Source organism: Achromobacter spanius (assembly GCF_029637605.1).
In the GTDB taxonomy this organism is placed as follows: Bacteria; Pseudomonadota; Gammaproteobacteria; order Burkholderiales; family Burkholderiaceae_B; genus Achromobacter; species Achromobacter spanius_E.
Window position 1 is genome coordinate 4622876 of record NZ_CP121261.1, and the last position, 22329, is coordinate 4645204.

At 64.0% G+C, this 22329-nt stretch carries 29 protein-coding genes; 4 read left to right on the forward strand and 25 right to left on the reverse strand.

The window, feature by feature from the left end; translation table 11 throughout:
- Positions 1 to 9 precede the first annotated feature (9 nt).
- Together iolE and iolB are read left to right on the forward strand one after the other, a co-directional pair.
- Positions 10 to 948, forward strand: a complete 939-nt coding sequence (gene iolE / locus P8T11_RS20675) for a myo-inosose-2 dehydratase (protein WP_268080277.1) — start codon at positions 10 to 12, stop codon at positions 946 to 948.
- Positions 945 to 1742 carry a 5-deoxy-glucuronate isomerase gene (gene iolB, locus P8T11_RS20680; protein WP_268080276.1) on the forward strand — a complete coding sequence of 266 codons (798 nt, stop codon included), beginning with the start codon at positions 945 to 947 and terminating at the stop codon, positions 1740 to 1742. The genes iolE and iolB overlap by 4 nt, the downstream gene beginning before the upstream one ends.
- Before the next feature lie 69 nt (positions 1743 to 1811).
- On the opposite strand, the gene P8T11_RS20685 is transcribed toward iolB, so the two are convergent.
- The 5 genes from P8T11_RS20685 to petA all read right to left on the reverse strand — a co-directional run bounded on the left by P8T11_RS20685 (position 1812) and on the right by petA (position 6032).
- Positions 1812 to 2267, reverse strand: a complete 456-nt coding sequence (locus P8T11_RS20685; RefSeq protein ID WP_268080275.1) for a ClpXP protease specificity-enhancing factor — start codon at positions 2265 to 2267, stop codon at positions 1812 to 1814.
- 13 nt (positions 2268 to 2280) lie between these two features.
- The gene (locus P8T11_RS20690; protein ID WP_050448901.1) at positions 2281 to 2892 is read right to left on the reverse strand and encodes a glutathione S-transferase N-terminal domain-containing protein; all 612 of its coding nucleotides are present in this window, start codon (positions 2890 to 2892) and stop codon (positions 2281 to 2283) included.
- A 152-nt stretch (positions 2893 to 3044) separates the two neighbouring features.
- A complete protein-coding gene (locus P8T11_RS20695; protein WP_050448902.1) occupies positions 3045 to 3905 on the reverse strand; it encodes a cytochrome c1 in 861 nt (286 codons plus the stop codon).
- Positions 3906 to 3928: 23 nt separating this feature from the next.
- Positions 3929 to 5317, reverse strand: coding sequence for a cytochrome b (locus P8T11_RS20700; protein WP_268080274.1), 1389 nt, complete (start codon positions 5315 to 5317; stop codon positions 3929 to 3931).
- A gap of 73 nt (positions 5318 to 5390) precedes the next feature.
- Entirely contained in the window at positions 5391 to 6032 is a 642-nt protein-coding gene (gene petA, locus P8T11_RS20705; protein WP_268080273.1) for a ubiquinol-cytochrome c reductase iron-sulfur subunit, read from the reverse strand.
- Positions 6033 to 6172: 140 nt separating this feature from the next.
- On the opposite strand from petA, the gene mscL reads away from it, so the two are divergent.
- Complete coding sequence (gene mscL / locus P8T11_RS20710) at positions 6173 to 6625, forward strand: large conductance mechanosensitive channel protein MscL (RefSeq protein ID WP_268080271.1); 453 nt, start codon at positions 6173 to 6175, stop codon at positions 6623 to 6625.
- Between the two features lie 78 nt (positions 6626 to 6703).
- On the opposite strand, the gene P8T11_RS20715 is transcribed toward mscL, so the two are convergent.
- On the reverse strand, positions 6704 to 7480 hold the full coding sequence (locus P8T11_RS20715; protein WP_268080270.1) for a Nif3-like dinuclear metal center hexameric protein: 777 nt from the start codon (positions 7478 to 7480) through the stop codon (positions 6704 to 6706).
- Positions 7481 to 7499: 19 nt separating this feature from the next.
- On the opposite strand from P8T11_RS20715, the gene P8T11_RS20720 reads away from it, so the two are divergent.
- Complete coding sequence (locus P8T11_RS20720) at positions 7500 to 8660, forward strand: trypsin-like peptidase domain-containing protein (protein ID WP_268080269.1); 1161 nt, start codon at positions 7500 to 7502, stop codon at positions 8658 to 8660.
- A 58-nt stretch (positions 8661 to 8718) separates the two neighbouring features.
- Here the strand turns inward: P8T11_RS20720 and P8T11_RS20725 are convergent, their stop codons facing one another.
- The 19 genes from P8T11_RS20725 to P8T11_RS20815 all read right to left on the reverse strand — a co-directional run bounded on the left by P8T11_RS20725 (position 8719) and on the right by P8T11_RS20815 (position 22308).
- Positions 8719 to 9108 (reverse strand): helix-turn-helix domain-containing protein, encoded by a 390-nt coding sequence (locus P8T11_RS20725; RefSeq protein ID WP_268080268.1) that lies wholly within the window; start codon positions 9106 to 9108, stop codon positions 8719 to 8721.
- 271 nt (positions 9109 to 9379) lie between these two features.
- Positions 9380 to 10171, reverse strand: coding sequence for a twin-arginine translocase subunit TatC (tatC, locus tag P8T11_RS20730; protein WP_268080267.1), 792 nt, complete (start codon positions 10169 to 10171; stop codon positions 9380 to 9382).
- Complete coding sequence (gene tatB, locus P8T11_RS20735) at positions 10168 to 10755, reverse strand: Sec-independent protein translocase protein TatB (RefSeq protein WP_268080266.1); 588 nt, start codon at positions 10753 to 10755, stop codon at positions 10168 to 10170. The genes tatC and tatB overlap by 4 nt, the downstream gene beginning before the upstream one ends.
- A gap of 72 nt (positions 10756 to 10827) precedes the next feature.
- The gene (gene tatA / locus P8T11_RS20740; RefSeq protein WP_100853537.1) at positions 10828 to 11055 is read right to left on the reverse strand and encodes a Sec-independent protein translocase subunit TatA; all 228 of its coding nucleotides are present in this window, start codon (positions 11053 to 11055) and stop codon (positions 10828 to 10830) included.
- A gap of 14 nt (positions 11056 to 11069) precedes the next feature.
- Positions 11070 to 11438, reverse strand: coding sequence for a histidine triad nucleotide-binding protein (locus P8T11_RS20745; protein WP_268080265.1), 369 nt, complete (start codon positions 11436 to 11438; stop codon positions 11070 to 11072).
- A gap of 17 nt (positions 11439 to 11455) precedes the next feature.
- Entirely contained in the window at positions 11456 to 11806 is a 351-nt protein-coding gene (locus P8T11_RS20750; protein ID WP_050449672.1) for a phosphoribosyl-ATP diphosphatase, read from the reverse strand.
- Entirely contained in the window at positions 11803 to 12207 is a 405-nt protein-coding gene (gene hisI, locus P8T11_RS20755) for a phosphoribosyl-AMP cyclohydrolase (protein WP_100853534.1), read from the reverse strand. Before hisI ends, P8T11_RS20750 begins: the two co-directional genes overlap by 4 nt.
- Before the next feature lie 2 nt (positions 12208 to 12209).
- Positions 12210 to 13031: an imidazole glycerol phosphate synthase subunit HisF gene (gene hisF / locus P8T11_RS20760; protein WP_268080264.1), complete on the reverse strand. Its 822-nt coding sequence runs from the start codon at positions 13029 to 13031 to the stop codon at positions 12210 to 12212.
- The gene (gene hisA, locus P8T11_RS20765) at positions 13028 to 13768 is read right to left on the reverse strand and encodes a 1-(5-phosphoribosyl)-5-[(5-phosphoribosylamino)methylideneamino]imidazole-4-carboxamide isomerase (protein WP_268080263.1); all 741 of its coding nucleotides are present in this window, start codon (positions 13766 to 13768) and stop codon (positions 13028 to 13030) included. Before hisA ends, hisF begins: the two co-directional genes overlap by 4 nt.
- A 57-nt stretch (positions 13769 to 13825) precedes the next feature.
- Entirely contained in the window at positions 13826 to 14524 is a 699-nt protein-coding gene (hisH, locus tag P8T11_RS20770) for an imidazole glycerol phosphate synthase subunit HisH (protein WP_100853532.1), read from the reverse strand.
- A 33-nt stretch (positions 14525 to 14557) separates the two neighbouring features.
- A complete protein-coding gene (gene hisB, locus P8T11_RS20775) occupies positions 14558 to 15145 on the reverse strand; it encodes an imidazoleglycerol-phosphate dehydratase HisB (protein ID WP_006216836.1) in 588 nt (195 codons plus the stop codon).
- Between the two features lies 1 nt (position 15146).
- On the reverse strand, positions 15147 to 16253 hold the full coding sequence (gene hisC / locus P8T11_RS20780; RefSeq protein WP_268080261.1) for a histidinol-phosphate transaminase: 1107 nt from the start codon (positions 16251 to 16253) through the stop codon (positions 15147 to 15149).
- Complete coding sequence (hisD, locus tag P8T11_RS20785) at positions 16250 to 17554, reverse strand: histidinol dehydrogenase (protein WP_268080259.1); 1305 nt, start codon at positions 17552 to 17554, stop codon at positions 16250 to 16252. The genes hisC and hisD overlap by 4 nt, the downstream gene beginning before the upstream one ends.
- Positions 17555 to 17608: 54 nt before the next feature.
- Positions 17609 to 18286: an ATP phosphoribosyltransferase gene (hisG, locus tag P8T11_RS20790; protein WP_100853529.1), complete on the reverse strand. Its 678-nt coding sequence runs from the start codon at positions 18284 to 18286 to the stop codon at positions 17609 to 17611.
- A gap of 76 nt (positions 18287 to 18362) precedes the next feature.
- The gene (gene murA, locus P8T11_RS20795; RefSeq protein ID WP_268080258.1) at positions 18363 to 19631 is read right to left on the reverse strand and encodes a UDP-N-acetylglucosamine 1-carboxyvinyltransferase; all 1269 of its coding nucleotides are present in this window, start codon (positions 19629 to 19631) and stop codon (positions 18363 to 18365) included.
- The gene (locus P8T11_RS20800) at positions 19631 to 19876 is read right to left on the reverse strand and encodes a BolA family protein (RefSeq protein ID WP_046805270.1); all 246 of its coding nucleotides are present in this window, start codon (positions 19874 to 19876) and stop codon (positions 19631 to 19633) included. Before P8T11_RS20800 ends, murA begins: the two co-directional genes overlap by 1 nt.
- A gap of 5 nt (positions 19877 to 19881) precedes the next feature.
- Complete coding sequence (locus P8T11_RS20805; protein ID WP_268080257.1) at positions 19882 to 20694, reverse strand: ABC transporter permease; 813 nt, start codon at positions 20692 to 20694, stop codon at positions 19882 to 19884.
- Positions 20691 to 21503 carry an ABC transporter ATP-binding protein gene (locus P8T11_RS20810; RefSeq protein WP_268080256.1) on the reverse strand — a complete coding sequence of 271 codons (813 nt, stop codon included), beginning with the start codon at positions 21501 to 21503 and terminating at the stop codon, positions 20691 to 20693. Before P8T11_RS20810 ends, P8T11_RS20805 begins: the two co-directional genes overlap by 4 nt.
- 175 nt (positions 21504 to 21678) lie before the next feature.
- Positions 21679 to 22308: an MlaC/ttg2D family ABC transporter substrate-binding protein gene (locus tag P8T11_RS20815; RefSeq protein ID WP_268080255.1), complete on the reverse strand. Its 630-nt coding sequence runs from the start codon at positions 22306 to 22308 to the stop codon at positions 21679 to 21681.
- Positions 22309 to 22329 lie beyond the last annotated feature (21 nt).

Genomic DNA, 22329 nt, shown 5'->3' on the forward strand with positions numbered 1-22329 from the left:
GCCGGCACTGTGAACAAAGAGTCTGCGTGGAAGGTGCGCATCGGCGTCAACCCCATCTCGTGGAGCAACGACGACCTGCCTACGCTAGGCGGCGACACGCCGCTTGCAACGGCCTTGTCCGAAGGTGCGCGGATCGGATACGCGGGTTTCGAACTGGGCAACAAGTTCCCGCAGTCGCCACAGGCACTGAAGGCCGTGTTGGCGGAGTATGGCGTGGCATGCGTATCCGGCTGGTATTCGGGCCGACTCGCTCATCAGGGCGTGGATGCCGAGATCCGCGAGGGCGCGGCGCACATGGAAAAGCTGCAGGCGCAGGGTTGCAACGTGGTGGTCTACGGCGAGGTTGCCGATTCGATCCAGGGGCGGCGCGGCACACCCCTGGCCAAGCGGCCGCGCTGGCGCAGCGACGCATCCTGGAGCACCTATGGCAAGCGTTTGAACGCCTATGGCGAGCACCTGAAAGCACGCTACGGCCTGACCCTGGCCTATCACCATCACATGGGCGCCTACGTTGAAACCGCCGACGACGTCGACCGATTGATGGCGGTCACGGACGAGAACGTGGGCCTGCTATTCGACACGGGGCATTGCTATCTGGCGGGTGCCGTCGCGGGGCTGGACACCGACGTCGTGGCGCAATTGACGCGGCACGCGCAGCGTATCGTGCACGTGCATTGCAAGGATGTACGGTCCGGCATCGCGAGGGCGGCTCGCAACGAGGATTGGTCGTTCCTGGATGCGGTGATGAACGGCGTGTTCACGGTGCCCGGTGATGGTTGCATCGATTTTCGCGCGGTCTTGGCGGCATTGCACAACGCGGGGTATCAGGGCTGGCTGGTGGTCGAGGCCGAGCAGGATCCCGCCGTGGCGCCGTCCTACCAATATGCAAAGCTGGGCTATCAAACCTTGTCCGCCATGGTGGCTGAACTTCAGGGAGATCAGGCATGAGTTTATTGATCAAGGCCAGCGCAAGCGGCAGGCAGATCGTGGAAGTCACGCCCGCCAGCGCGGGCTGGAAGCATGTGGGATTTCGCGCGTTGCGCATGCTGCCTGATGAAGAAGAGCTATTCAGTACCGACGCCCGCGAATGCTGCATTGTGGTGTTGGCGGGCGAGGTGGATGTGAGCCTTGGCGCCCATCGCTATCGGGCGCTGGGCAGCCGCATGTCCGTGTTTGATCCGGTGTCGCCCTATGCCGTCTACGTGCCGCCTGGCAAAGGCGTGTCGATACGCGCGATCACGAATGTTGAGTTGGGGCTTTGCTTTGCCCCCGCGCTTGGGCGCCATGCTCCCCGCGTGATCGAGCCAATGTCGATGCAACGCAGCGTTCGCGGGCAAGGCAGCAATGCGCGGCATGTGTGTGACATCCTGCCTGAAAGCGACGTGGCGGAGCGGCTGCTGGTAGTCGAAGTGATTACGCCGGCGGGGCATGCTTCAAGCTATCCGCCGCACAAGCACGACACGGCGGAACCGGGCGAGACGCAGTTGGAAGAGACGTACTACCACCGCTTGAATCCGCCGCAAGGATTCGCGTTCCAGCGCGTCTATACCGATGATCGCAGTCTGGACGAGGCCATGGCCGTTGAAGATCACGATGTTGTGACGGTGCCGCGCGGCTACCATCCCTGCGTCGCCCCCCACGGTTACGATCTTTATTACCTGAACACGATGGCGGGTCCACGGCGCGAATGGGCGTTTCGCAACGACCCCAGGCACGAGTGGATACTTCAGGCTTCAGCGTGAGGCGGTTGAATTGAGCAAGCAGAAAAACAAAGACGGCGTGCCAGGCACGCCGTCTTTGTGTCACGCACACTACTTGACGATAGTCAGGCGCGGACGCTTGGGTTCGTCGTCGTTGCCGCCGTCGTCACCGGGCGTGGTGTCGGCCTGCGCTTCAACGCCTTCCAGGGCAGCGGGTTCCGCCGCGCCTTGGGCGCCTGCTTCCGGCGGTTCATAGGGCTGCACTTCAAAGCCCATGCCCGCGCCGGTTTCACGCGCGTAGATGGCGCTGACGGCGCCGACGGGAACATAGACGTTTTCGGTCACGCCGCTGAAGCGGGCTTGGAACTCAATGAATTCGTTGCCCAGCACCAGACGGTTGGTGGCCAGTGTGCCCACGTTCAGTGTGATCTGACCGTCACGGACATGCGCGACGGGCACCATGGTGTGCTCATCGACCTGCACGGTGATGTACGGCGTGTAGCCGTTGTCGGTGCACCATTCATGCAGTGCGCGGATCAGATACGGTTTGGTCGAAGTTTCACCCATCACACAGCCAGCCTTAACGACGCATTACTTTTTCCGAAGGCGTCAGCGCTTCGATGTAGGCCGGGCGCGAGAAGATGCGTTCGGCGTACTTTTGCAGCGGGGCCGCGTTCTTGGGCAGTTCGATACCGTAGTGATCCAGGCGCCACAGCAGCGGCGCCACGGCCACGTCCAGCATCGAGAATTCTTCGCCCAGCATGTACTTGTTCTTCAGCAGCATCGGGGCCAACTGGGCCAGGCGGTCGCGAATGTTCTGGCGCGCGTTGGCCAGCTTCTTCTCGTCGGGCTTGGTGCTGCGGTCTTCCAGCGTCGAGACGTGAACAAACAGTTCTTTCTCGAAGTTGTACAGGAACAGGCGGGTACGGGCGCGCATGACGGGATCGGCCGGCATCAGTTGCGGATGCGGGAAGCGCTCGTCGATGTACTCGTTGATGATGTTGGATTCGTACAGGATCAGGTCGCGCTCGACCAGGATGGGCACTTGACCGTACGGGTTCATCACCGCGATGTCTTCGGGCTTGTTGTACAGGTCGATGTCACGGATCTCGAAGTCCATACCCTTTTCGAACAACACGAAGCGGCAGCGTTGCGAAAACGGACACGTGGTTCCGGAATAGAGCACCATCATGGTGAAAGTCCTTTATGAAAAACGAAAGGCCAGCGCCTAAATCTAGCAGGCGCTGGCCCCGATTGCCAGGCGGGATAGGCGTACGGCCCTATCCTCCGTTGCCGTCCCTTATTAATGAGGTAGCGGCTTGCATGCCTGGCGGGGCGTTGCGGTTAGCGCACGTGTTTCCAGTACGAGGCGTTCAGGCGCCACGTAACCAGGAAGAACAACAGCAGGAACAACATGACGCCGACGCCGATACGGACGCGCAATGTCTGGACGGGCTCTGCCATCCAGGACATGAACGCGGTCAGGTCTGCGACGTCGTTGTCGTATGTTGCGACTTGGGCCGGGTTGGCGGCCTTAAATTTGGCATCAAAGGTGGCATGGCCGTGGTAATCAGCTACCGGTTCGGCCTTGACCGTGGAAAAACCTTGAGCATCGTACACCGTCGTGATGCGTTCCCAGTTTTTGGGAGCGCCTTCCTTGGCATCCTTGGCTTCCACTTCATGCATGGCCACGGTCGTCAGTTCGCGCGGACCCTGGCGTTCCCAGAGGGCGTGCGGCATGCCCACGGACGGGAAAACCAGGTTGTTCCAGCCCGTGGCGCGCGACGTGTCGCGGTAGAAGGTGCGCAGGTAGGTGTAGATGTAGTCGGCGCCGGACGGGCCGGCGTTGACCGATTTGGCGCGGGCGATCACGGATAAATCCGGGGGCGTCGTGCCAAACCACTTCTTGGCGTCCTGGGGCGTCATGGCGATATGCATCATGTCGCCCACCTTTTCGCCGGTGAACAGCAGGCTTTCCTTGATTTGCTGGTCGGTCAGACCTATGTCCTTGAGCTTGTTGTAGCGCATCGAGGACGCGCTATGACAGTTCAGGCAGTAGTTGACGAACAGCTTGGCGCCGTTTTGCAGCGACGACATGTCGTTGACGCGGTACGGCGCCTTGTCCAGCGGGAAACCGCCTTCGGCGGCAAATGCGGTGGTGCACGTGAGCATCAAGGCCACGGCACCAATCAGCTTCTTGATCATGGTTAATCCGTTATCTGGTGGGCTCAGTGGGCGTGGAACGTAACGCGCTCGGGCACTTGCTTGAAGGTGCCAAGGCGGCTCCAGACCGGCATCAGGAAGAAAAATGCCAGGTACAGCAGCGTGCCAATTTGCGACGTGATGTTCAACGGCGGACTGGGCGGCTGCGTACCGATGTAGCCGAGCACCAGGAAGTTGACCATGAAGATGCCGTAGATCCACTTGTGCCACGTGGGCCGGTAGCGGATCGACTTGACCGGGGAATGGTCCAGCCAGGGCAGGAAGAACAGGATGACCACCGTACCGCCCATGGCCACCACGCCCCAGAACTTGGCGTCGATCACGCGCAGCAGCACGGCCACGACGATCAGGATGCCGGGGATGGCAATGCGCAGGATGCCCTTCAGGTTGCTCTTGACGAGCAACGCGATGGCGCCCAGCACCGATGCGCCCGCCAACACCCACGTGAATTCGTCGGTGGTGGCGCGCAGCATCGAGTAGAACGGCGTGAAGTACCAGACCGGCGCGATGTGTGGCGGCGTCTTCAGCGAGTCAGCGGGAATGAAGTTGTTGTACTCGAGGAAGTAGCCGCCCATTTCCGGCGCGAAGAACACGATGAACGCGAACACGAGCAGGAAGCCCGCCACGCCCATCAGGTCATGCACGGAATAGAACGGGTGGAACGGGATGCCATCCTTGGGCCGGCCGTACTTGTCTTTCGGGCCCTGCTTGATTTCGATGCCGTCCGGGTTGTTCGAGCCGACTTCGTGCAGTGCCACCAGGTGAGCCGCGACCAGGCCCACGAGCACCAGCGGAATCGCGATGACGTGAAAGGCAAAGAAGCGGTTCAGGGTGGCGTCCGACACGACGTAGTCGCCACGGATCCAGATTGACAGCTCGGGGCCAATGAACGGAATGGCGGCGAACAGGTTCACGATCACCTGGGCGCCCCAATACGACATCTGGCCCCACGGCAGCAGATAACCGAAGAAGGCTTCCGCCATCAGACAGAGGAAAATTGCCACGCCGAAGATCCACACGAGTTCGCGCGGCTTGCGGTAGGAACCGTAAAGCAGCCCGCGCAGCATGTGCAGGTAGACGACGACGAAGAACATCGACGCGCCGGTGGAATGCATGTAGCGCACGAGCCAGCCCCAGGGGACTTCGCGCATGATGTATTCGACGGATTGGAACGCGCGTTCGGCGTCCGGCTTGTAATGCATGACCAGGAAAATGCCGGTCACGATCTGCAGCACCAGGACCAATAAGGCCAGAGAGCCAAAGAAATACCAGAAGTTGAAATTCTTTGGTGCGTAGTACTCGGACAGATGGGCTTTCCAGGTGGATGTCACCGGAAAACGCCGGTCCAGCCACCCCAACAGGCCTGTTGTCTCGACGGTTTTCTCGCCAGCCATGTAACGGCTCCTTCTCTAATACGTGGCGTATTTGTTTTACTTACGTAATCGGGAAAAAAGCGCGACGCGAGCGTCAGGCCTTGTTGTCTTCATCGACGCCCACAATGATGCGGGTGTCGCTCAGATATTCGTACGGCGGAACTTCGAGATTATCGGGAGCAGGCTTGTTCTTGTAGACCCGGCCAGCCAGGTCGAACGTGGAGCCGTGGCAGGGGCAGAGGAATCCGCCTTGCCAATTGGCGCCCATGCCGCCACCGCCGCCTGTTTCGAAGTGCGAGGTGGGCGAGCAGCCCAAGTGAGTACAGATGCCGACGCAAACGAAGAGCTCGGGCTTGCGCGAGCGACCTTCGTTCTTGGCATATTCGGGAGTGAAGCCTGGCCGCTCGGATTCCGGGTCGGCCAGCAAGGGGTCAAGCGTCTTGAGGGCGGCGAGCTGTTCGGGAGAACGGTGCATGATCCACACCGGTTTCCCACGCCATTCCACGGTTTTCATGGTGCCGACGGGTATATCGCCGATATCCACTTCAACGGGGGCCCCGGCCGCTCGGGCCTTGTCAGAGGGAGAAAATGTGCTCACAAGCGGCACTGCCGTTGCGACACCTGCTACGCCACCCACAGCACAGGCGGTGGTAACCCAGAAACGTCGCGAAGGATCAGGTGGCAGGTTGGGATCAACCGCACCGTCATCATCGTGCACCAGCGTATCCTGACTCATCTTCCTATCCTTGTTGATGCGCCCGCTCTACGAGTAGCATCACTTCTGCGGCATCGGCTTCGCGGGAATATGTAACAACATAGCAACCGCGTATTATAGCGCCAGCCCACTCAAGGGCGTATCACGATGGGAGTGCTTTTATGAGCAAAAAGACTGGTTTCGTCAAAGAATTCCGAGATTTCGCTGTAAAAGGCAACGCGGTTGACCTGGCGGTAGGTGTCATTATCGGTGCGGCGTTCGGCCGAATCGTCGATTCCATGGTGAAAGACATCATCATGCCCTTGGTCAATTTCATCCTGGGCGGCGCCGTCGATTTCTCGAACAAATTCTTTGTGCTGTCGATGCCCGCCGGCTACAACGGCCCGATGACGTATGCCGACCTCACCAAAGCGGGCGCCAGCGTGTTCGCCTGGGGTAACTTCGTGACGGTCCTCATCAACTTCGTGTTGCTGGCGTTCGTGATTTTCTGGATGGTCAAAGCCATCTACAAGGCCCGCACCAAGGCCGAGGAAGCACCGGCACCGGCCGCGCCAGCCGCAACGCCCGAAGACGTGGCGCTGCTGCGCGAAATTCGCGACCTGCTCAAGAAATAAAGCACCGCAAAAAATAAAGCACGACAACGGCCCGGCCGGCGCATTCGCCGGGGCCTGGCTGCCGTTGTTGTGTTTGCGCTACGCCGGGTTATCAAGATCGATGAATTCGACCTTGATGCCGAACTGTTCGGCCACGGCCTGGCCCAGCGCCTGGGCGCCATAGCGCTCGGTGGCGTGGTGACCGGCCGCGATGAAGCCGACGCCGGTCTCTCGCGCCAGATGCACGGTGGACTCAGACACTTCGCCTGTGAGGTAAGCGCTGGCGCCGGCATCCACGGCGTCGGCCAGCATGCCTTGCGCCCCGCCTGTACACCACGCCACGCTTGTCAAGGGTTGATCCGGGTCGCCGACCACCAGCGGTTGCCGGCCCAGCCGTTCTGCCACGCGCGCGCCCAGTTGGCCCAGTGTTTTCAGCCCCGTGGCCTCGCCCAGCCATACCAGGTTGTCCTGGCCACAGGTGCGCGGTGTTCCGTCATCGCGCCGCGCGGGCGTGAAACCCAGCACGCGGGCCAGTTGCGCGTTGTTGCCCAGGGTGGGATGCGCATCCAGCGGCAAATGATAGGCGTACAGGTTCAGGTCGTTTTTCAATGCCAGCGCCATGCGCGTGCGTCGCGTGCCGATCACGCGACGGTCTTCATTGCGCCACATCCAGCCATGGTGGACCAGCACGGCATCCGCGCCACGTTCGACCGCGGCGCGCAGCAATGCTTCGCTGGCGGTAACACCGGTGATAATGTGTGCGACTTCGGATCGGCCCTCCACTTGCAAGCCGTTGGGGCAGTAGTCCTTGAAACGCGCGGCTTGCAGGGTGTCGTCCAGCCAACTGGCCAGCACGCGAGAGTCCACTTTTTTCATCGTTCGTCCTATCAGAATCATGCGCCGATATTGGCTGATATTTGCTCAGGCCGTCACGGTCTGCCTGGGTATTCTATTCGTGGTCACGACCTTGCGGCCGGACCTGCTGCGCCTTGGCGGCCCAGGGGCCGCGCCACCCGCCGCCGTGGCAGCGGCACGCCTGCCCGCTGGCAGTGGCGTGGGGCCGGTTTCGTATGCGGACGGCGTGGCGCGCGCGGCGCCGTCGGTGGTGAATGTGTACACGACCAAGCACGTCAATGTGCCGCTGGTGCCGCTGCCCGACGACCCGGTGCTGCGCCAATTATTCGGGCAGGTGCCGGGCATGAGCCGGCGTCAGGCAACGACCAGTCTGGGCTCCGGCGTCATCGTGAGCCACGACGGCCACGTGCTGACGAACTATCACGTGGTTCAGGCGGCCGACGCCATTGAAGTGGCGCTGAGCGACGGCCGGCGCGACACCGCGAAACTTGTAGGCGCGGACCCTGATACGGACCTGGCGGTGCTGAAGCTGAGTTCGTTGCGGACGCTTCCGGCCGCCACGCTGGCCGCCGACCGTGGCCTGCGCGTGGGCGACGTGGTGCTGGCGATAGGCAACCCGTTTGGCGTGGGCCAGACCACCACCCAGGGCATTGTGTCGGCGTTGGGCCGCAATGGGCTGGGGCTGAACACCTACGAAAGCTTCATCCAGACCGACGCGGCCATCAACCCGGGCAACTCCGGCGGTGCGCTGGTGGATGCCGAGGGCAACCTGGTGGGTATCAACACGGCCATCTATTCCGAATCGGGCGGGTCGATGGGCATCGGCTTCGCCACGCCCATCGAGATTGCGCGCAAGGTGATGGACGACATCGTCAAGACGGGCTCGGTCAAGCGCGGCTGGCTGGGCGTGGAACCGCAGGACGTGACGCCGGAGCTTGCCCGCGCGTTTGAACTCAAGAACGACACGCGCGGCGTGATCATCGCCGGCGTCATGCGCGATGGTCCGGCCGCGCGCGCCGGCCTGCGCGTAGGCGATATCGTGCAGACGATCAATGGCAAGCGCATGGCCGATACGACCCAGTTGCTGGGCGAGATTGCGCAGTTGCCGCCTGGTCAGCGCGCCGCGCTGGGCGTCTTGCGCGCGGGCAAGGCGGTTGAGGTGGCTGTGGTGGTGGGGACGCGGCCCGGCAAGCCGCGCTAGCGGGGCGAGGTGGCAGGCGGCGGTGGCGGGCTGCGTGGCGCGTGCCTGGCAGGCGCGGCTAGGCATCGGGCGGCTGCCGTTCGGCCAGCAGGCGCACCATCGACAACACGGCTTTTTTCGTGCTGTCGGGTTGGCTCTGCAGCAATGCGCCGATCTCGGCGCAGTAGTCGTCCGGGGCGGCTGCCGGCACGGCCGGCGTCGCGGGCGCCGGCAAGCAGTTCGAGTTGAATTCCGTCACGCTCACTACGCCGTCGCTCAGCCAGGGCACGGTGGTGTCCAACGCTTTCGCCAGCCGCAGCAAGGTTGCGCGCGAGGGGGCATAGTGCTCATCGCGGGTAAGAATTCGGTGGATGCAGGATTGCGGCACGCCCGAAAGGCGCGCCAATTGGTTTTGGCTGTGGATGCCGCGCCACCGCATCAGGGCGCGCAGCCTTTGAGCAGGCGACATGCCAACAATGTAGGGTGGCACCCGCGCGCCGACAAGAGTGAAAGAGTCCGATACTGTGCCGCGTTTGAGCGGCGTTTGAGCGGCGTTTGCACGGCGTTTGCACGGCGTTTGCACGGCGTCTTGCGCCGCTTCTTGCTCAGTTTCTTGCACCGATTTTTTGCACCATGTATTGCGTGGCGCGAGCGGCGGACAACGGCGGTGGATACCGCGGTGAACGTGAATGGGGCCGCCCGAAGGCGGCCCCACGCAATGCGCGATACGTGGCGCTTGGTCAGTGACGCTCGGTCAGTGAGTCAGAGACGGCGTCGTCGGCCGCGCCCGCCTTGGGCGTGACCATCCGGGCAACGAGCAGGCCAACCTCATAAAGCAGGCAGAGCGGCACCGCCAGCATGAACTGGCTGACCACGTCGGGCGGCGTGACCACGGCGGCAATGATGAATGCGCCCACCACCACATAGCCGCGCGCGGCTCGTAGCTTGGACAGTTCGACAACGCCCATCTTCACCAGCAGCACGACGGCCACGGGCACTTCGAAGGTGATCCCGAACGCCATGAACATCGTCATGACGAAGCTCAGGTAGGCCTCGATGTCCGGGGCCGGCGTGATGGACTGCGGCGCGAACGTGGCAATGAAATGGAACACCGTGCGGAACACCACGAAGTAGCAGAACGCCATGCCCGCGATGAACAGGAACGTGCTGGAGACGATCAGCGGCAGCGCCAGTCGTTTTTCGTGGCGATACAGGCCCGGCGCCACAAAGGCCCACGCCTGGTACAGCACGACCGGCAACGCCACGATGAAGGCGGCCATCATCGTGACCTTGACCGGCACCATGAACGGCGTGATGACGCCCGTGGCGATCATGCGCGTGCCTTGGGGCAGCGACGCCAGCATGGGGGCCGCCAGCACGTCGTAAATGGCCGATGCGCCGGGATAGATGAACAACACGATGAACACGGCCACTACCGCGCCGACGGCGCGCATCAGGCGGGTGCGCAATTCGACCAGGTGAGAGATGAAGGTCTCTTGCTGGCCTTCTTCTTGGGAGGCTTCCTGGGTCACGTCGGTGTTCCGGAGGGCGGGACGGGCTTGGCGGCGGGCGCGGCGTCGTCAGCCTTGGGCGCGCGGGGCGCCGGGGCGGGTTGTTGAGGAGCGGGGGGCGCGGCCGCCGTGCTGCTGGTTGCGGACGCGGGCGGCAGGTCCAGATCCAGGTTGTGGCTTTGCCCGGGAGGCGCGATCGTGCGCGTGGGTTCGGGCACGGAGTCGGGCGCGGGTTCAAGCGACGCGCTAGCCGCGGGGGCCGACGCGTCTCCCACGATCACGGGTGCGACCTTGCCATTGGCTTCGCGGGCCACTTCGTCGAGTTCGGCACGGAACTGCTGAACCGGCTCTTGCAAGGACGCGTGCGTTTCATTCAGCGACTGTTGCACGCCTTGGGCGGCGTCTTCCATTTCGCTTTTGAATTTGCGCAGCTCGTCGATTTCGATTTCGCGTTGGATATCGGACTTAACGTCGTTGACGTAACGCTGCGCGCGACCCAGCAGGTGGCCGACGGTGCGGGCAACCTTGGGCAGGCGTTCGGGACCAATGACGATCAAGGCGATGACGCCGACCACCATCAGTTCAGTGAAACTGACATCAAACATTCGACGGCCGCTCGGGAAATGAAGCAATAAGGGCCGGCCCTTTCAGGGCGGGCCCGGGATACGAGCCGCGGCTCAGGAGTTGGTTTTTTCCTTGGCCTGCACGTCGATGGTGTCGTCGGACACGCGCTGTTGCGCGATCGGGTCGGCGGGCTTGTCGCCGTTGGCGTCCTTCATGCCTTCCTTGAAGCCCTTGACCGCACCGCCCAGATCCGAACCGATGTTGCGCAGCTTCTTGGTGCCGAAGATCAGCGCCACGATGACCAGAACAACCAACCAATGCCAAATGCTGAAACTACCCATGATGTTTCTCCGAATTACGCGGTGGGGGCCACGCGTCCTTTCCAGGGTCGCGAACCGCCAATGATGTGGAAATGCAAATGCGGGACTTCCTGGCCGCCTTCGACGCCAGAGTTGATCATGATGCGAAATCCGCCATCAGGGCCCGGACGGCAACCGTTTTCGGCTGCTAGCCGCGGCGCCAACGACATCATTCTACCCAACCAACCTGCGTCCTCGCCCGTAATATCCTGCATGGATGTGACATGACGTCGAGGGATCAGAAGCAAATGCACCGGTGCTGCCGGATTGATATCGTGAAATGCAACAAAGTCCTCGTCTTCAAAGACCTTCTTGGACGGGATCTCGCCAGCGGCGATCTTGCAAAAAAGACAGTTGTCGCTCATGTTTCCGGGCTCCGAGGTCAGTCTTTGGGGCGGCTGGCTTTTTCGGCCAGGCCCGACAAGCCTTCGCGGCGGGCCAATTCAGCCAGCACGTCTTCCGGCCGCAGCTTGAAATGCGTCAGCGCGACCAGGCAATGAAACCACAAGTCGGCCGTTTCGCTGACGATGCGTTCCGGCACGCCGTCTTTGGCGGCCATGACCAGTTCCGTGGCTTCTTCACCGATCTTCTTCAGGAAGGAATCGGGGCCCTTGGCCAGCAGCTTGGCGGAATAGGACGCGGCTGGGTCGCCGCCGTTTTCAGGACGGCGGGTTTCCAGCGTGTCGGCGATGCGGGCCAGGATGTCGGCGGCGCTTAGCGTTTGATCGGTCATTTGTAGATGAGTTCGGGGTCTTTGAGCACGGGGTCGACCGTGACCCAGGAGGCGTGGTCCGTCGGCCCTTCCAGGCGGCGGAAAAAGCAGCTGGCGCGCCCGGTATGGCAGGCAATGCCGCCTTCCTGGTGGACCTTGAGCAGGATGACGTCGCCGTCGCAATCCAGGCGCAATTCGTGCACTTCCTGCACATGTCCGGATTCCTCGCCCTTGCGCCACAGGCGCTGGCGCGAACGCGACCAGTACACGGCGCGGCCAGTGGCGGCCGTTTCGGCCAGCGATTCGCGATTCATCCAGGCGACCATCATGATCTGGCCGTTTTCGGCGTCTTGGGCGATGGCGGGGATCAGGCCGTTTTCGTCGAAAACGACGTCAGCCATCCAGGCGGGTTCGGTGCTCATAGTTAATCCAAGCGTACGGAAATGCCTTGTTCGGCCATGAAGCGCTTGCACTCCCCAACGGTGTGCTGGCCAAAGTGGAAGATGCTGGCGGCCAGCACGGCGCTGGCGCGGCCGGTGGTGACGCCATCGGCCAAGTGTTGCAGGTTGCCCACGCCGCCCGAGGCGATGACGGGCACCGGCACCGCGTCGGATACGGCGCGCGTGAGTTCCAGGTCGAAACCGGACTTGGTGCCGTCGCGGTCCATGCTGGTCAGGAGGATTTCGCCCGCCCCGTACGCGGCCATGCGGCGCGCCCAGGCCACGGCGTCCAGCCCGGTGGCCTTGCGGCCGCCGTGCGTGAAGACTTCCCAGCGCGCCGGTTCGCCATCCGCCGATACGCGGCGCGCGTCGATGGCGACCACCACGCATTGCGAGCCGTGGTAGTCGGACGCGGCCCGAACCAGTTCAGGGTTGGCCACGGCGGCGCTGTTGATGCTGATTTTGTCGGCGCCGGCGTTCAGCAGGCGCTGGATGTCGGACACCTGGCGCACGCCGCCGCCCACGGTCAACGGGATGAACACTTGGGAGGCCACCTGCTCAATGATGGGCAGGATCAGGTCGCGGCCGTCGCTGGTGGCGGTGATGTCCAGGAAAGTGAGTTCGTCGGCGCCCTGCTCGTTGTAACGGCGCGCGATCTCGACGGGGTCGCCCGCGTCCAGCAGGTTGACGAAGTTCACGCCCTTGACGACGCGGCCGGCGGTGACGTCAAGGCAGGGGATGATGCGGCGGGTCAGCGCGCTGGGTACGGGCGCGCCGGCCTCGGTGCTGCTGCGGGAGAGAGTCATTTTGCCAATTCGTCGGCGCGTGCCTGGGCTGCCTGGAAATCAAGCGTGCCTTCGTAGATGCTGCGGCCCAGAATGGCGCCTTCGACGCCCTCTTCCTCAACGGCGCACAGGGCTTCGATGTCCTGGATGCCGGCGATGCCGCCCGAGGCGTACACGGGGATGCGCACGTGCTGGGCCAGGCGGACCGTGGCTTCGACGTTCACGCCCGACAGCATGCCATCACGGCCGATGTCGGTGTAGATGATGGCCTCGCAGCCGTAGTCTTCGAACTTCTTGGCCAGGTCCAGCACGTCGTGGCGGGTCAGTTTGCTCCAGCCGTCGGTGGCGATCTTGCCGTCGCGGGCGTCCAGGCCGACGATGATCTGGCCAGGGAAAGCGCCGCAGGCTTCCTGCAGGAAGCCCGGGTTCTTCACCGCGGCGGTACCGATGATGACGTAGGAGATGCCGGCGTCAAGGTAGCGTTCGATGGTGTCGAGGTCGCGAATGCCGCCGCCGATCTGGACGGGCATGTCGTCGCCGACGGCCTCCAGAATGGCCTTGATGGGCGCTTCGTTCTTCGGTTTTCCGGCGACGGCGCCGTTCAAGTCGACCAGATGCAGGCGGCGCGCGCCCTGGTCTAGCCAACGGGTGGCCATGGCGGCGGGGTCTTCGGAGAACACCGTTGCATCGTCCAGGTCACCCTGGCGCAAGCGCACGCAGCGCCCGTCTTTGAGATCGATGGCGGGGATCAGCAGCATGGTGGGCAGCAAAAAAGAAAGAGGGGTTGAATGGGCTGGCGCATGCAGGTCCGTGACCTACGGCTGCCAGTCTACAAAATTGCGATACAGGCGCAAACCGTGTTCGGCGCTCTTCTCGGGGTGAAACTGCACCGCGAAAATGTTAGCCGCCGCCACCGCGCAGGTAAAGGCGACGCCGTAATCGGTTTCACCAACAGTCAGGCTGGAATCATCCGGATCGGCGTAGTAACTATGGACGAAATAGAAGTGCGTATCGTCCGGAATGCCGGCCCAGATGGGATGAGAGCGCGTCTGGCGCACTTTGTTCCATCCCATGTGCGGCACTTTGAGCCGTTCGGGGCGCGTGTCGGCCAGACCCGCGTCGCCGGTGTCGGCCAGGCAGGCTTCGTCGTCGGCGGGGATCAGGTCGGCAAAGCGGGGGCCCGAAAAACGGCGCACCACGCCCGGGAACAAGCCCAGGCACGACGTGCCGCCTTCTTCGCTGGAATCAAACAGCATCTGTTCGCCCACGCACACGCCCAGCAAGGGCTTGTTGCGGGCGGCGCGCACGACGGCTTCGCGCAGGCCGGATTCATTCAGGGTGCGCATGCAGTCCGCCATGGCGCCCTGCCCGGGAAACACCACGCGGTCGGCCGCGTCGATGTCTTGGGGCTGGTTGCAGATGCGGATGTCCGCATCGGGCGCGGCGAACTTCAGGGCGCGGGCGACGGAGTGGAAATTGCCCATTCCGTAGTCGACGATGGCGATAGTGGTCACTTCTTTTGCCTGCTGCGTTGGGGTTGGCGAACGTTACAGCACGCCCTTGGTGGACGGCACGACGTCGCCCATGCGCGGGTCGACTTCCATGGCCATGCGCAGGGCGCGGCCACAGGCCTTGAACACGGTTTCAGCCTGATGGTGGGCGTTGAAGCCGCGCAGGTTGTCGATATGCAGGGTGATGAGGGCGTGGTTGACCAGCCCCTGGAAGAACTCACGCGTCAGGTCTACATCAAAATTGCCGATGTGGGCGCGCGTGAACGGGATGTGATATTCCAGGCCGGGGCGGCCCGAGAAGTCCACCACCACGCGCGACAGCGCTTCGTCCAGCGGCACGTAGGCGTGGCCGTAGCGACGCAGGCCGGCCTTGGTGCCCACGGCCTTGGCAATGGCCATGCCCAGCGTGATACCCACGTCTTCCACGGTGTGGTGTGCGTCGATGTGCAGGTCGCCCTCGGCCTTGATGTCCAGGTCGATCAGGCCGTGGCGCGCGATCTGGTCCAGCATGTGGTCCAGGAACGGCACGCCCGTGTCGATCGTCTGCTTGCCGGTGCCGTCGATATTGATGGCCACGCGGATGCGGGTTTCGTTGGTGTTGCGGGTGATCTCTGCGGTACGCATGTTAAGCACTCAAAATCTCTTGCAGGGCAGCCAGCAAGGCGGCGTTCTCGGCCGGGGCGCCCACCGAGATGCGCAGGCAGTTTGCCAGGAGCGGATGGGCGTTGGAAAAGTTGCGAATCAATATTTTGCGCGTTTTCAGCGCAAGATGCACGGCGTTGCCATCCAGCTTGCCGGAAAAGCGGGCAAGCACAAAATTGCCGGCAGAAGGGAATACCCTGACGCCCGGTAACTCGGCCAGCGCGTCGGCCAGCGGGCCGCGGTCGGCGCGCAGGCGCGCGGCCTGTTCGTCCAGCACGGGTTTGTGGCGCAACACCGCCATCAGCGTGGCCTGCGTCAGCACGTCCAGGTTGTAGGGCGGACGCAGCTTGTTCAGTTCGGCGATCCAGTCGGGATGGCCGGCCAGATAGCCGAAACGCAGGCCGGCCAGGCCGATCTTGGACACCGTGCGCATGACGACCACGTTGGGGGCGTCCAGCACTTGCGGCATCCAGGTGCGGTCGGCGAAGGGCTGATAGGCCTCGTCCAGCACCACCAGCCCGGGAGCGGCGGCGATGATGGCCTGCACGTCTTCGTCGGACCAGAGGCCGCCGGTGGGGTTGTTGGGCACGGCCAGGAACACCACCTTGGGCTGATGTTCCTGGATGGCGGCCAGCATGGCCGGCAGATCCAGGGTCAGATCCTCGGTCAGCGGCACGCCGACAAAGCGGGCGTGGTCAAAGCGCGCCGCCATGTCGAAATAAACGAACGACGGCCACGGCGACAGCACCACGTCGCCCGGGTTGCAACAGGCCTGGACGATGATGTGGATGAGTTCGTCCGAGCCGTTGCCGAACAGCACGTCGGCCGCGTCGGGCACGCCGAACCCTGCCTTTACCGCCTGCTGCAAGGCGGACAGGTCGGCGGCGGGATAGCGGTTCAGCGGCGTGTCACGCACGGCGCGGGCGATGTCGTCGCGCACCTCGTCGGGCAGTTCATACGGGCATTCCATCGCGTCCAGCTTGATGCAGCCATCCGCGTGGGCGACCGGGTAGGCGGCCAGTGCGAGGACGTCCGCGCGAAAGGTGTCCTGGATGCGGCCAGCGACGCTAGCCGCCGGGGCCGCGCTCATGGCTTGTCGATCCGGTACTGGGCGCTGGCGGCGTGCGCTTGCAGGCCTTCGCCCAGCGCCAGTTCGGCGGCGATGCGGCCCAGCGTTTGCGCGCCCTGGTGCGACACCTGGATCAGGCTGGAACGCTTCTGGAAGTCGTACACGCCCAGCGGCGAGGAAAATCGCGCGGTGCGCGACGTGGGCAGCACGTGGTTCGGACCCGCGCAATAGTCGCCCAGCGCTTCCGAGCTGAAACGGCCCATGAAGATGGCGCCGGCGTGGCGGATCTTGGCCGTCCAGATTTCAGGCTGTTCAGTGGAAATTTCCAAGTGCTCGGGCGCGATGTCGTTGGCGATCTGGCAGGCTTCTTCCAGGCTTTGCACCTGGATCAGCGCCCCGCGATTGGCCAGGCTGACGCGCAGGATGTCGGCGCGCGGCATCGTGGGCAACAGGCGCGCGATGGCGGCTTCGACTTCTTCGATGAAGGCGGCGTCCGGACAGAGCAGGATGGACTGCGCCAATTCGTCGTGTTCGGCTTGCGAGAACAAATCCATGGCGATCCAGTCGGCCGGCGTCTTGCCGTCGCAGATGACCAGGATTTCGCTGGGGCCGGCAATCATGTCGATGCCGACCACGCCGAATACGCGGCGCTTGGCGGCGGCCACATAGGCGTTGCCGGGGCCCACGATCTTGTCCACGGCGGGCACGGTGTCCGTGCCGTAGGCCAGTGCGCCCACGGCTTGCGCGCCGCCGATGGCGAACACGCGGTCCACGCCGCCGATGGCGGCGGCCGCCAGCACGATGGGGTTGCGCACGCCGTCGGGCGTGGGCGTCACCATGACCAGTTCCTGCACGCCCGCGACCTTGGCGGGAATGGCGTTCATCAGCACCGACGACGGGTAAGCGGCCTTGCCGCCCGGCACATACAGGCCCACGCGGTCCAGCGGCGTCACCTGTTGGCCCAGCATCGTGCCGTCGGCTTCGGTGTAGGTCCAGGTGTGGGCAAGCTGGCGCTCGTGGTAGCTGCGCACGCGGTCGGCGGCGGCTTCCAGCGCGTTGCGCTGCGCGGTGGGCAAGGTGGCCAGCGCGGCGTGCCAGTCGGCCTTGGGAATTTCAAGCGTGTCGGCCGAGGCGGCCGGCATGCGGTCAAAGCGCTGCGTGTATTCCACCAGCGCGGCGTCGCCGCGCGCGCGCACGTCGGCCAGGATGCCGGCCGCTGCGCGGTCGATGGACTCGTCCTCGGTGGCCTCGAAAGCCAGCAGCTTGGACAGGGCGGATTTGAATCCGGGATCGCGGGAGTCGAGACGATTGATCAGGGCCATGGCGTCATGGAGCAAAGCGGAAAGCGGCCGCCGCGACGTCGCGGCGGGCGGGGGTCAGGCGTTGCGGGAGGCGGCTCTTTCGAAGGCGTCCAGCAAGGGTTGCAGGCGGGCGCCGCGGGTCTTCAGCGCGGCCTGGTTGACGATCAGGCGCGACGAAATCGGCATGACGTCTTCCACCGCGACCAGGTCGTTGGCGCGCAGCGTGCCGCCGGTGGACACCAGGTCAACGATGCAGTCGGCCAGGCCAACCAGCGGCGCCAATTCCATCGAACCATACAGCTTGATGATGTCCACGTACACACCCTTGGCCGCGAAGTGTTCACGGGCTGAGTGCACGTATTTGGTGGCCACGCGCAGGCGCGCGCCCTGGTGCACCGCGCCTTCGTAGTCAAAGCCATTGCGCACGGCGACGGCCAGGCGGCACTTGGCGATGTTCAGGTCGATGGGCTGGTACAGGCCGCCGGGCTGCTCCTTGGCGTGCTCGATCAGTACGTCCTTGCCCGCGATGCCCAGGTCCGCCGCGCCGTACTGCACGTAGGTGGGCACGTCGGAGGCGCGCACGATGATCAGGCGCAGGCCGGGGTCGCTGGTCGGCAGGATCAGCTTGCGGGAGCTTTCCGGGCTTTCCGTGACTTCGATGCCGGCTTCGGCCAGCAAGGGCATGGTTTCTTCAAAAATCCGGCCCTTGGACAGCGCCAGGGTCAGGGGCTTCATCGTGGTGGCATTGTTCATTGCCGGGTAGCCTCAAAATGAACGGACCCACTCGGGGGGCAGCAAGCCGAAGGCGCAGCGTGGGGGCTATTACATTTCATGCCTGTTCCTTGCCGGTCACGCGTTGGATGTTCGCGCCCAGGGCGCGTAGTTTGACTTCCATCTGGTCGTAGCCACGATCCAGGTGGTAGATGCGGTCGACCAGCGTGTCGCCGTCGGCCGCCAAGCCGGCGATGACCAGGCTGGCGGAGGCGCGCAGGTCGGTGGCCATGACGGTGGCGCCCGACAGGCGCTTCACGCCCCGCACCACGGCGGTGTGGCCGTCGATGTCGATGTCGGCGCCCATGCGGCGCAGTTCCTGCACGTGCATGTAGCGGTTTTCAAAGATGGTTTCGACGATGACGGACGTGCCTTCCGCCACGGCGTTCAGCGCCATGACCTGGGCCTGCATGTCGGTGGCGAAGCCGGGGTATTCATGCGTGCGAAAACCCACGGCCTTGGGGCGCGTGGACATGGCGCCCCGGATCCAGTCGGGGCCGGTTTCGATGGTCAGGCCGGCGTCGGCCAGCTTGTCCAGCGTGGCGCCCAGGATGGCGGGGTCGGTGTTCTTCAGCAGGATGTCGCCACCCGCCGCGCCCACGGCGCACAGGAAGGTGCCGGCTTCGATGCGGTCGGAGATGACGCGGTGCTCGGCGCCATGCAGGCGCTCGACGCCGTCGATCACGATGCGGTCGGTGCCGTGCCCCTGGATGCGGGCGCCCATCTTGATGAGCAGTTCGGCCAGGTCCACCACTTCCGGTTCGCGGGCCGCGTTTTCCAGCACGGTCTGGCCGTCGGCCAGCACGGCGGCCATCAGCAGGTTCTCGGTGCCGGTGACGGTGACCATGTCGGTGCGCACCGACGCGCCCTTCAAACGCTTGGCGCGCGCCACGACGAAGCCGTGTTCGATGCTGATTTCCGCGCCCAGCGCGGCCAGGCCCTTGATGTGCTGGTCCACCGGCCGCTGGCCGATGGTGCAGCCGCCCGGCAGGCTGACGCGCGCTTCGCCGAAGCGGGCCAGCAGCGGGCCCAGCACCAGGATCGACGCGCGCATCGTCTTGACCAGGTCGTACGGCGCTTCCAGTTTGTCGACATGGTTGGCCTGCAACGTGACCACGCCGTCGGTGCCGCGCGTGGCTTGCATGCCCATGCGCGCCAGCAGGCGCAGCATCGTGGCCGTGTCATTCAGGTGCGGCACGTTGGTCAGCGTCAGCGCGTCGGCGGTCAAGAGGCCGGCGCACAGAATCGGCAGGGCCGAATTCTTGGCGCCGGAAATCGCGATCTCGCCGTGCAGTGGCGTACCGCCAGTGATGCGCAGCTTATCCATTACTTGCCTGCTTGCTGGTATTCGTCAGGGGTCAGCGTGCGCATCGACAGGGCGTGGATCTCGGCCTTCATGCGGTCGCCCAGGGCGGCGTAGACCATTTGATGGCGCTGGATCAGGCGCTTGCCTTCGAAGGCCGCGCTGACGATGACGGCGTCGAAATGCGAGCCGTCGCCTTGCACGTCAAGATGTTCACAGGACAGGCCGTCCGCAATGTATTGGCGGACTTGCGCGGGAGTGGGAAGCATGGACGTCAGTTCCTGAGTTTGTAGCCGCTGGCCAGAAGCCGCAGCGCGTAAAGCGAGAGCGCCAGGAACACCCCCGTCACCACCGCCAGGCTGCGCCAGGGCGAGACGTCCGACACCGAGAAGAATCCGTAGCGGAAACCGTCGATGGCGTAGAAGATGGGGTTCCAGTGGGACACGGCCTGCCAGAAAGGCGGCAGGGTGTGGATGGAATAGAACACGCCGGACAGGAACGTCGCGGGCATGATCAGGAAGTTCTGGAAGGCGGCCAGCTGGTCGAATTTTTCGGACCACAGGCCCGCGACCACGCCCAGCACCGCCATGATGCCGCAGGACAGCACCGCGAAGACCAGCAGCCAGAGCGGGTTGGCCGGCACCAGCGACACAAAGCACAAGGCCACGAACCACACGCATACGCCCACGCTCAGGCCGCGCACGATGGCCGCCAGCACGAAGGCGCCGAAAATGTCTCGGTGCGACAGCGGCGGCAGCAGCATGAACACCAGGTTGCCCGTGATGCGGCTTTGAATCAGCGACGACGACGGGTTGGCGAAGGCATTCTGCAGCATGCTCATCATCATGAGCCCGGGGATCAGGAACGCGGTGTAGGGCACGGTGCCATACACCATCAGGCGCCCTTCCAGCACGTGCGCAAAAACCAGCAGATACAGCAGCGCCGTGATGACGGGCGCGGCGATGGTCTGGAAGCCCACCTTCCAGAAGCGCAGCAATTCCTTGCGCAGCAGGGTGGGAAAGCCGGAACCCGCATCCAGGCGGGGCTGCACCAGCGGCTGGCTGGCGGTCGCGTTGGACTGCGTCATGACGAGATCTCTTCAGGTTGCAGGGCGGGCGCGGCGGGTTCGTCGCCTTGGTGCATGATGCGCACGAACGCGTCTTCCAGGTCGACGCCGCCCACGCGTGCCATCAGCGCCTGCGTGGTGTCCAGCGCGACAATGCGGCCGCGCTTGAGCATGGCGATGCGGCCGCACAGGGCTTCCGCTTCTTCCAGGTAATGCGTGGTCAGCATGATGGTGTGGCCGGCCTTGTTCAGGCGCGAAATGAATTCCCACAGCGTGCGGCGCAGGTCCACGTCCACGCCCGCGGTGGGTTCGTCCAGCACGATGACCGGCGGGCGGTGCACCAGCGCCTGCGCCACCAGCACACGGCGCTTCATGCCGCCCGACAGCGCGCGCATGTTGTTGTCGGCCTTGTCGGCCAGGCCCAGGTTGAACAGGATTTCGTCGATCCAGTCGTCGTTGTTGCGCAGGCCGAAGTAGCCGGACTGGATGCGCAGCGTTTCGCGCACGGTGAAGAACGGGTCGTAGACCAGCTCTTGGGGCACGACGCCCAGCGCACGCCGCGCCGACTTGTAGTCGGTGACGACGTCGTAGCCACAGACGCTGGCTTGGCCGGACGTGGCATGGGCCAAGCCGGCAAGAATCGAAATCAGGGTGGTCTTGCCCGCGCCATTGGGCCCCAGCAGGCCGAAGAATTCACCGTGTTCGATATTCAGGCTGACATTGTCCAGCGCCTGGAAGCCGGGGGCGGGCTTGCGCCCGAGCAGCTTTTGCCAGCCGCGCTGGCGCGGCGAGTAGATCTTGGAGACGTTTTCGAGACTGACGGCTGACATGACGGCGGGTGGTGCCCGGAAAAGAGCGAATTGATCATTATATAAGCGTGCCGTGACGGCAAGCGCCTATGGCCCCGGCAAGCGTGGGGGATGGTGCAGGTTATGCGTCCCCGAAATAATCGGCCCGGCGGGCCACTGAGGGCGCGCCGGGCCGGAAGCAGCCGGAACCGTGCGGTTATTGGTTGCGTTTGTTCAGCGCCTGGATCAGGCCGTCGATACCGCTCTGGTTGATCTGCTGCGCAAACTGATTGCGGTAGTTTTCAATCAGCCAGATGCCTTCGACGTTCATGTCGTAGATCTTCCAGCCTTGCGGGGTCTTTTCCAGGCGGTAGTCCACGCCGGTGGGCTGGCCGTTGGACTGGCTGATCAGGGTGCGCACGACCACGTCGTCAGCCTTGGGATCGCCACGGAACGGCAGCGCCTTGACCGAGGTGTCGGGCGTGACGCGGGTCAGGGCGCCGCTGTAGGTGCGCACCAGCGTGCCACGGAACGCATCGGCCAGCTCGGTCTTCTGCTGCTCGGAAGCCTGGCGCCAGAAGCGGCCAGCGGCCAGGCGCGTGGTCTTCTGGAAGTTGACGTAGGGCAGGATGTGCTGGTTGACCACTTCGTTGATGCGCGCGGTGTTGCCGGCTTTGACAGCACCGTCGGCCTTCAGCACGTCAAGCGCTTCGTTGGCCGTGGCGATGACGAATTGGTCGGGTGGACCGTTGGGATCGGGTTTGGCCTGGGCAGCGCTGGCCGCGGCAAGGCCGACAAGGCCCGCGAAGGCCAGGCGTTGCAACAGGGAAACAAAAGCAAATCGCATCAAAACTCCTTACTGTACCGA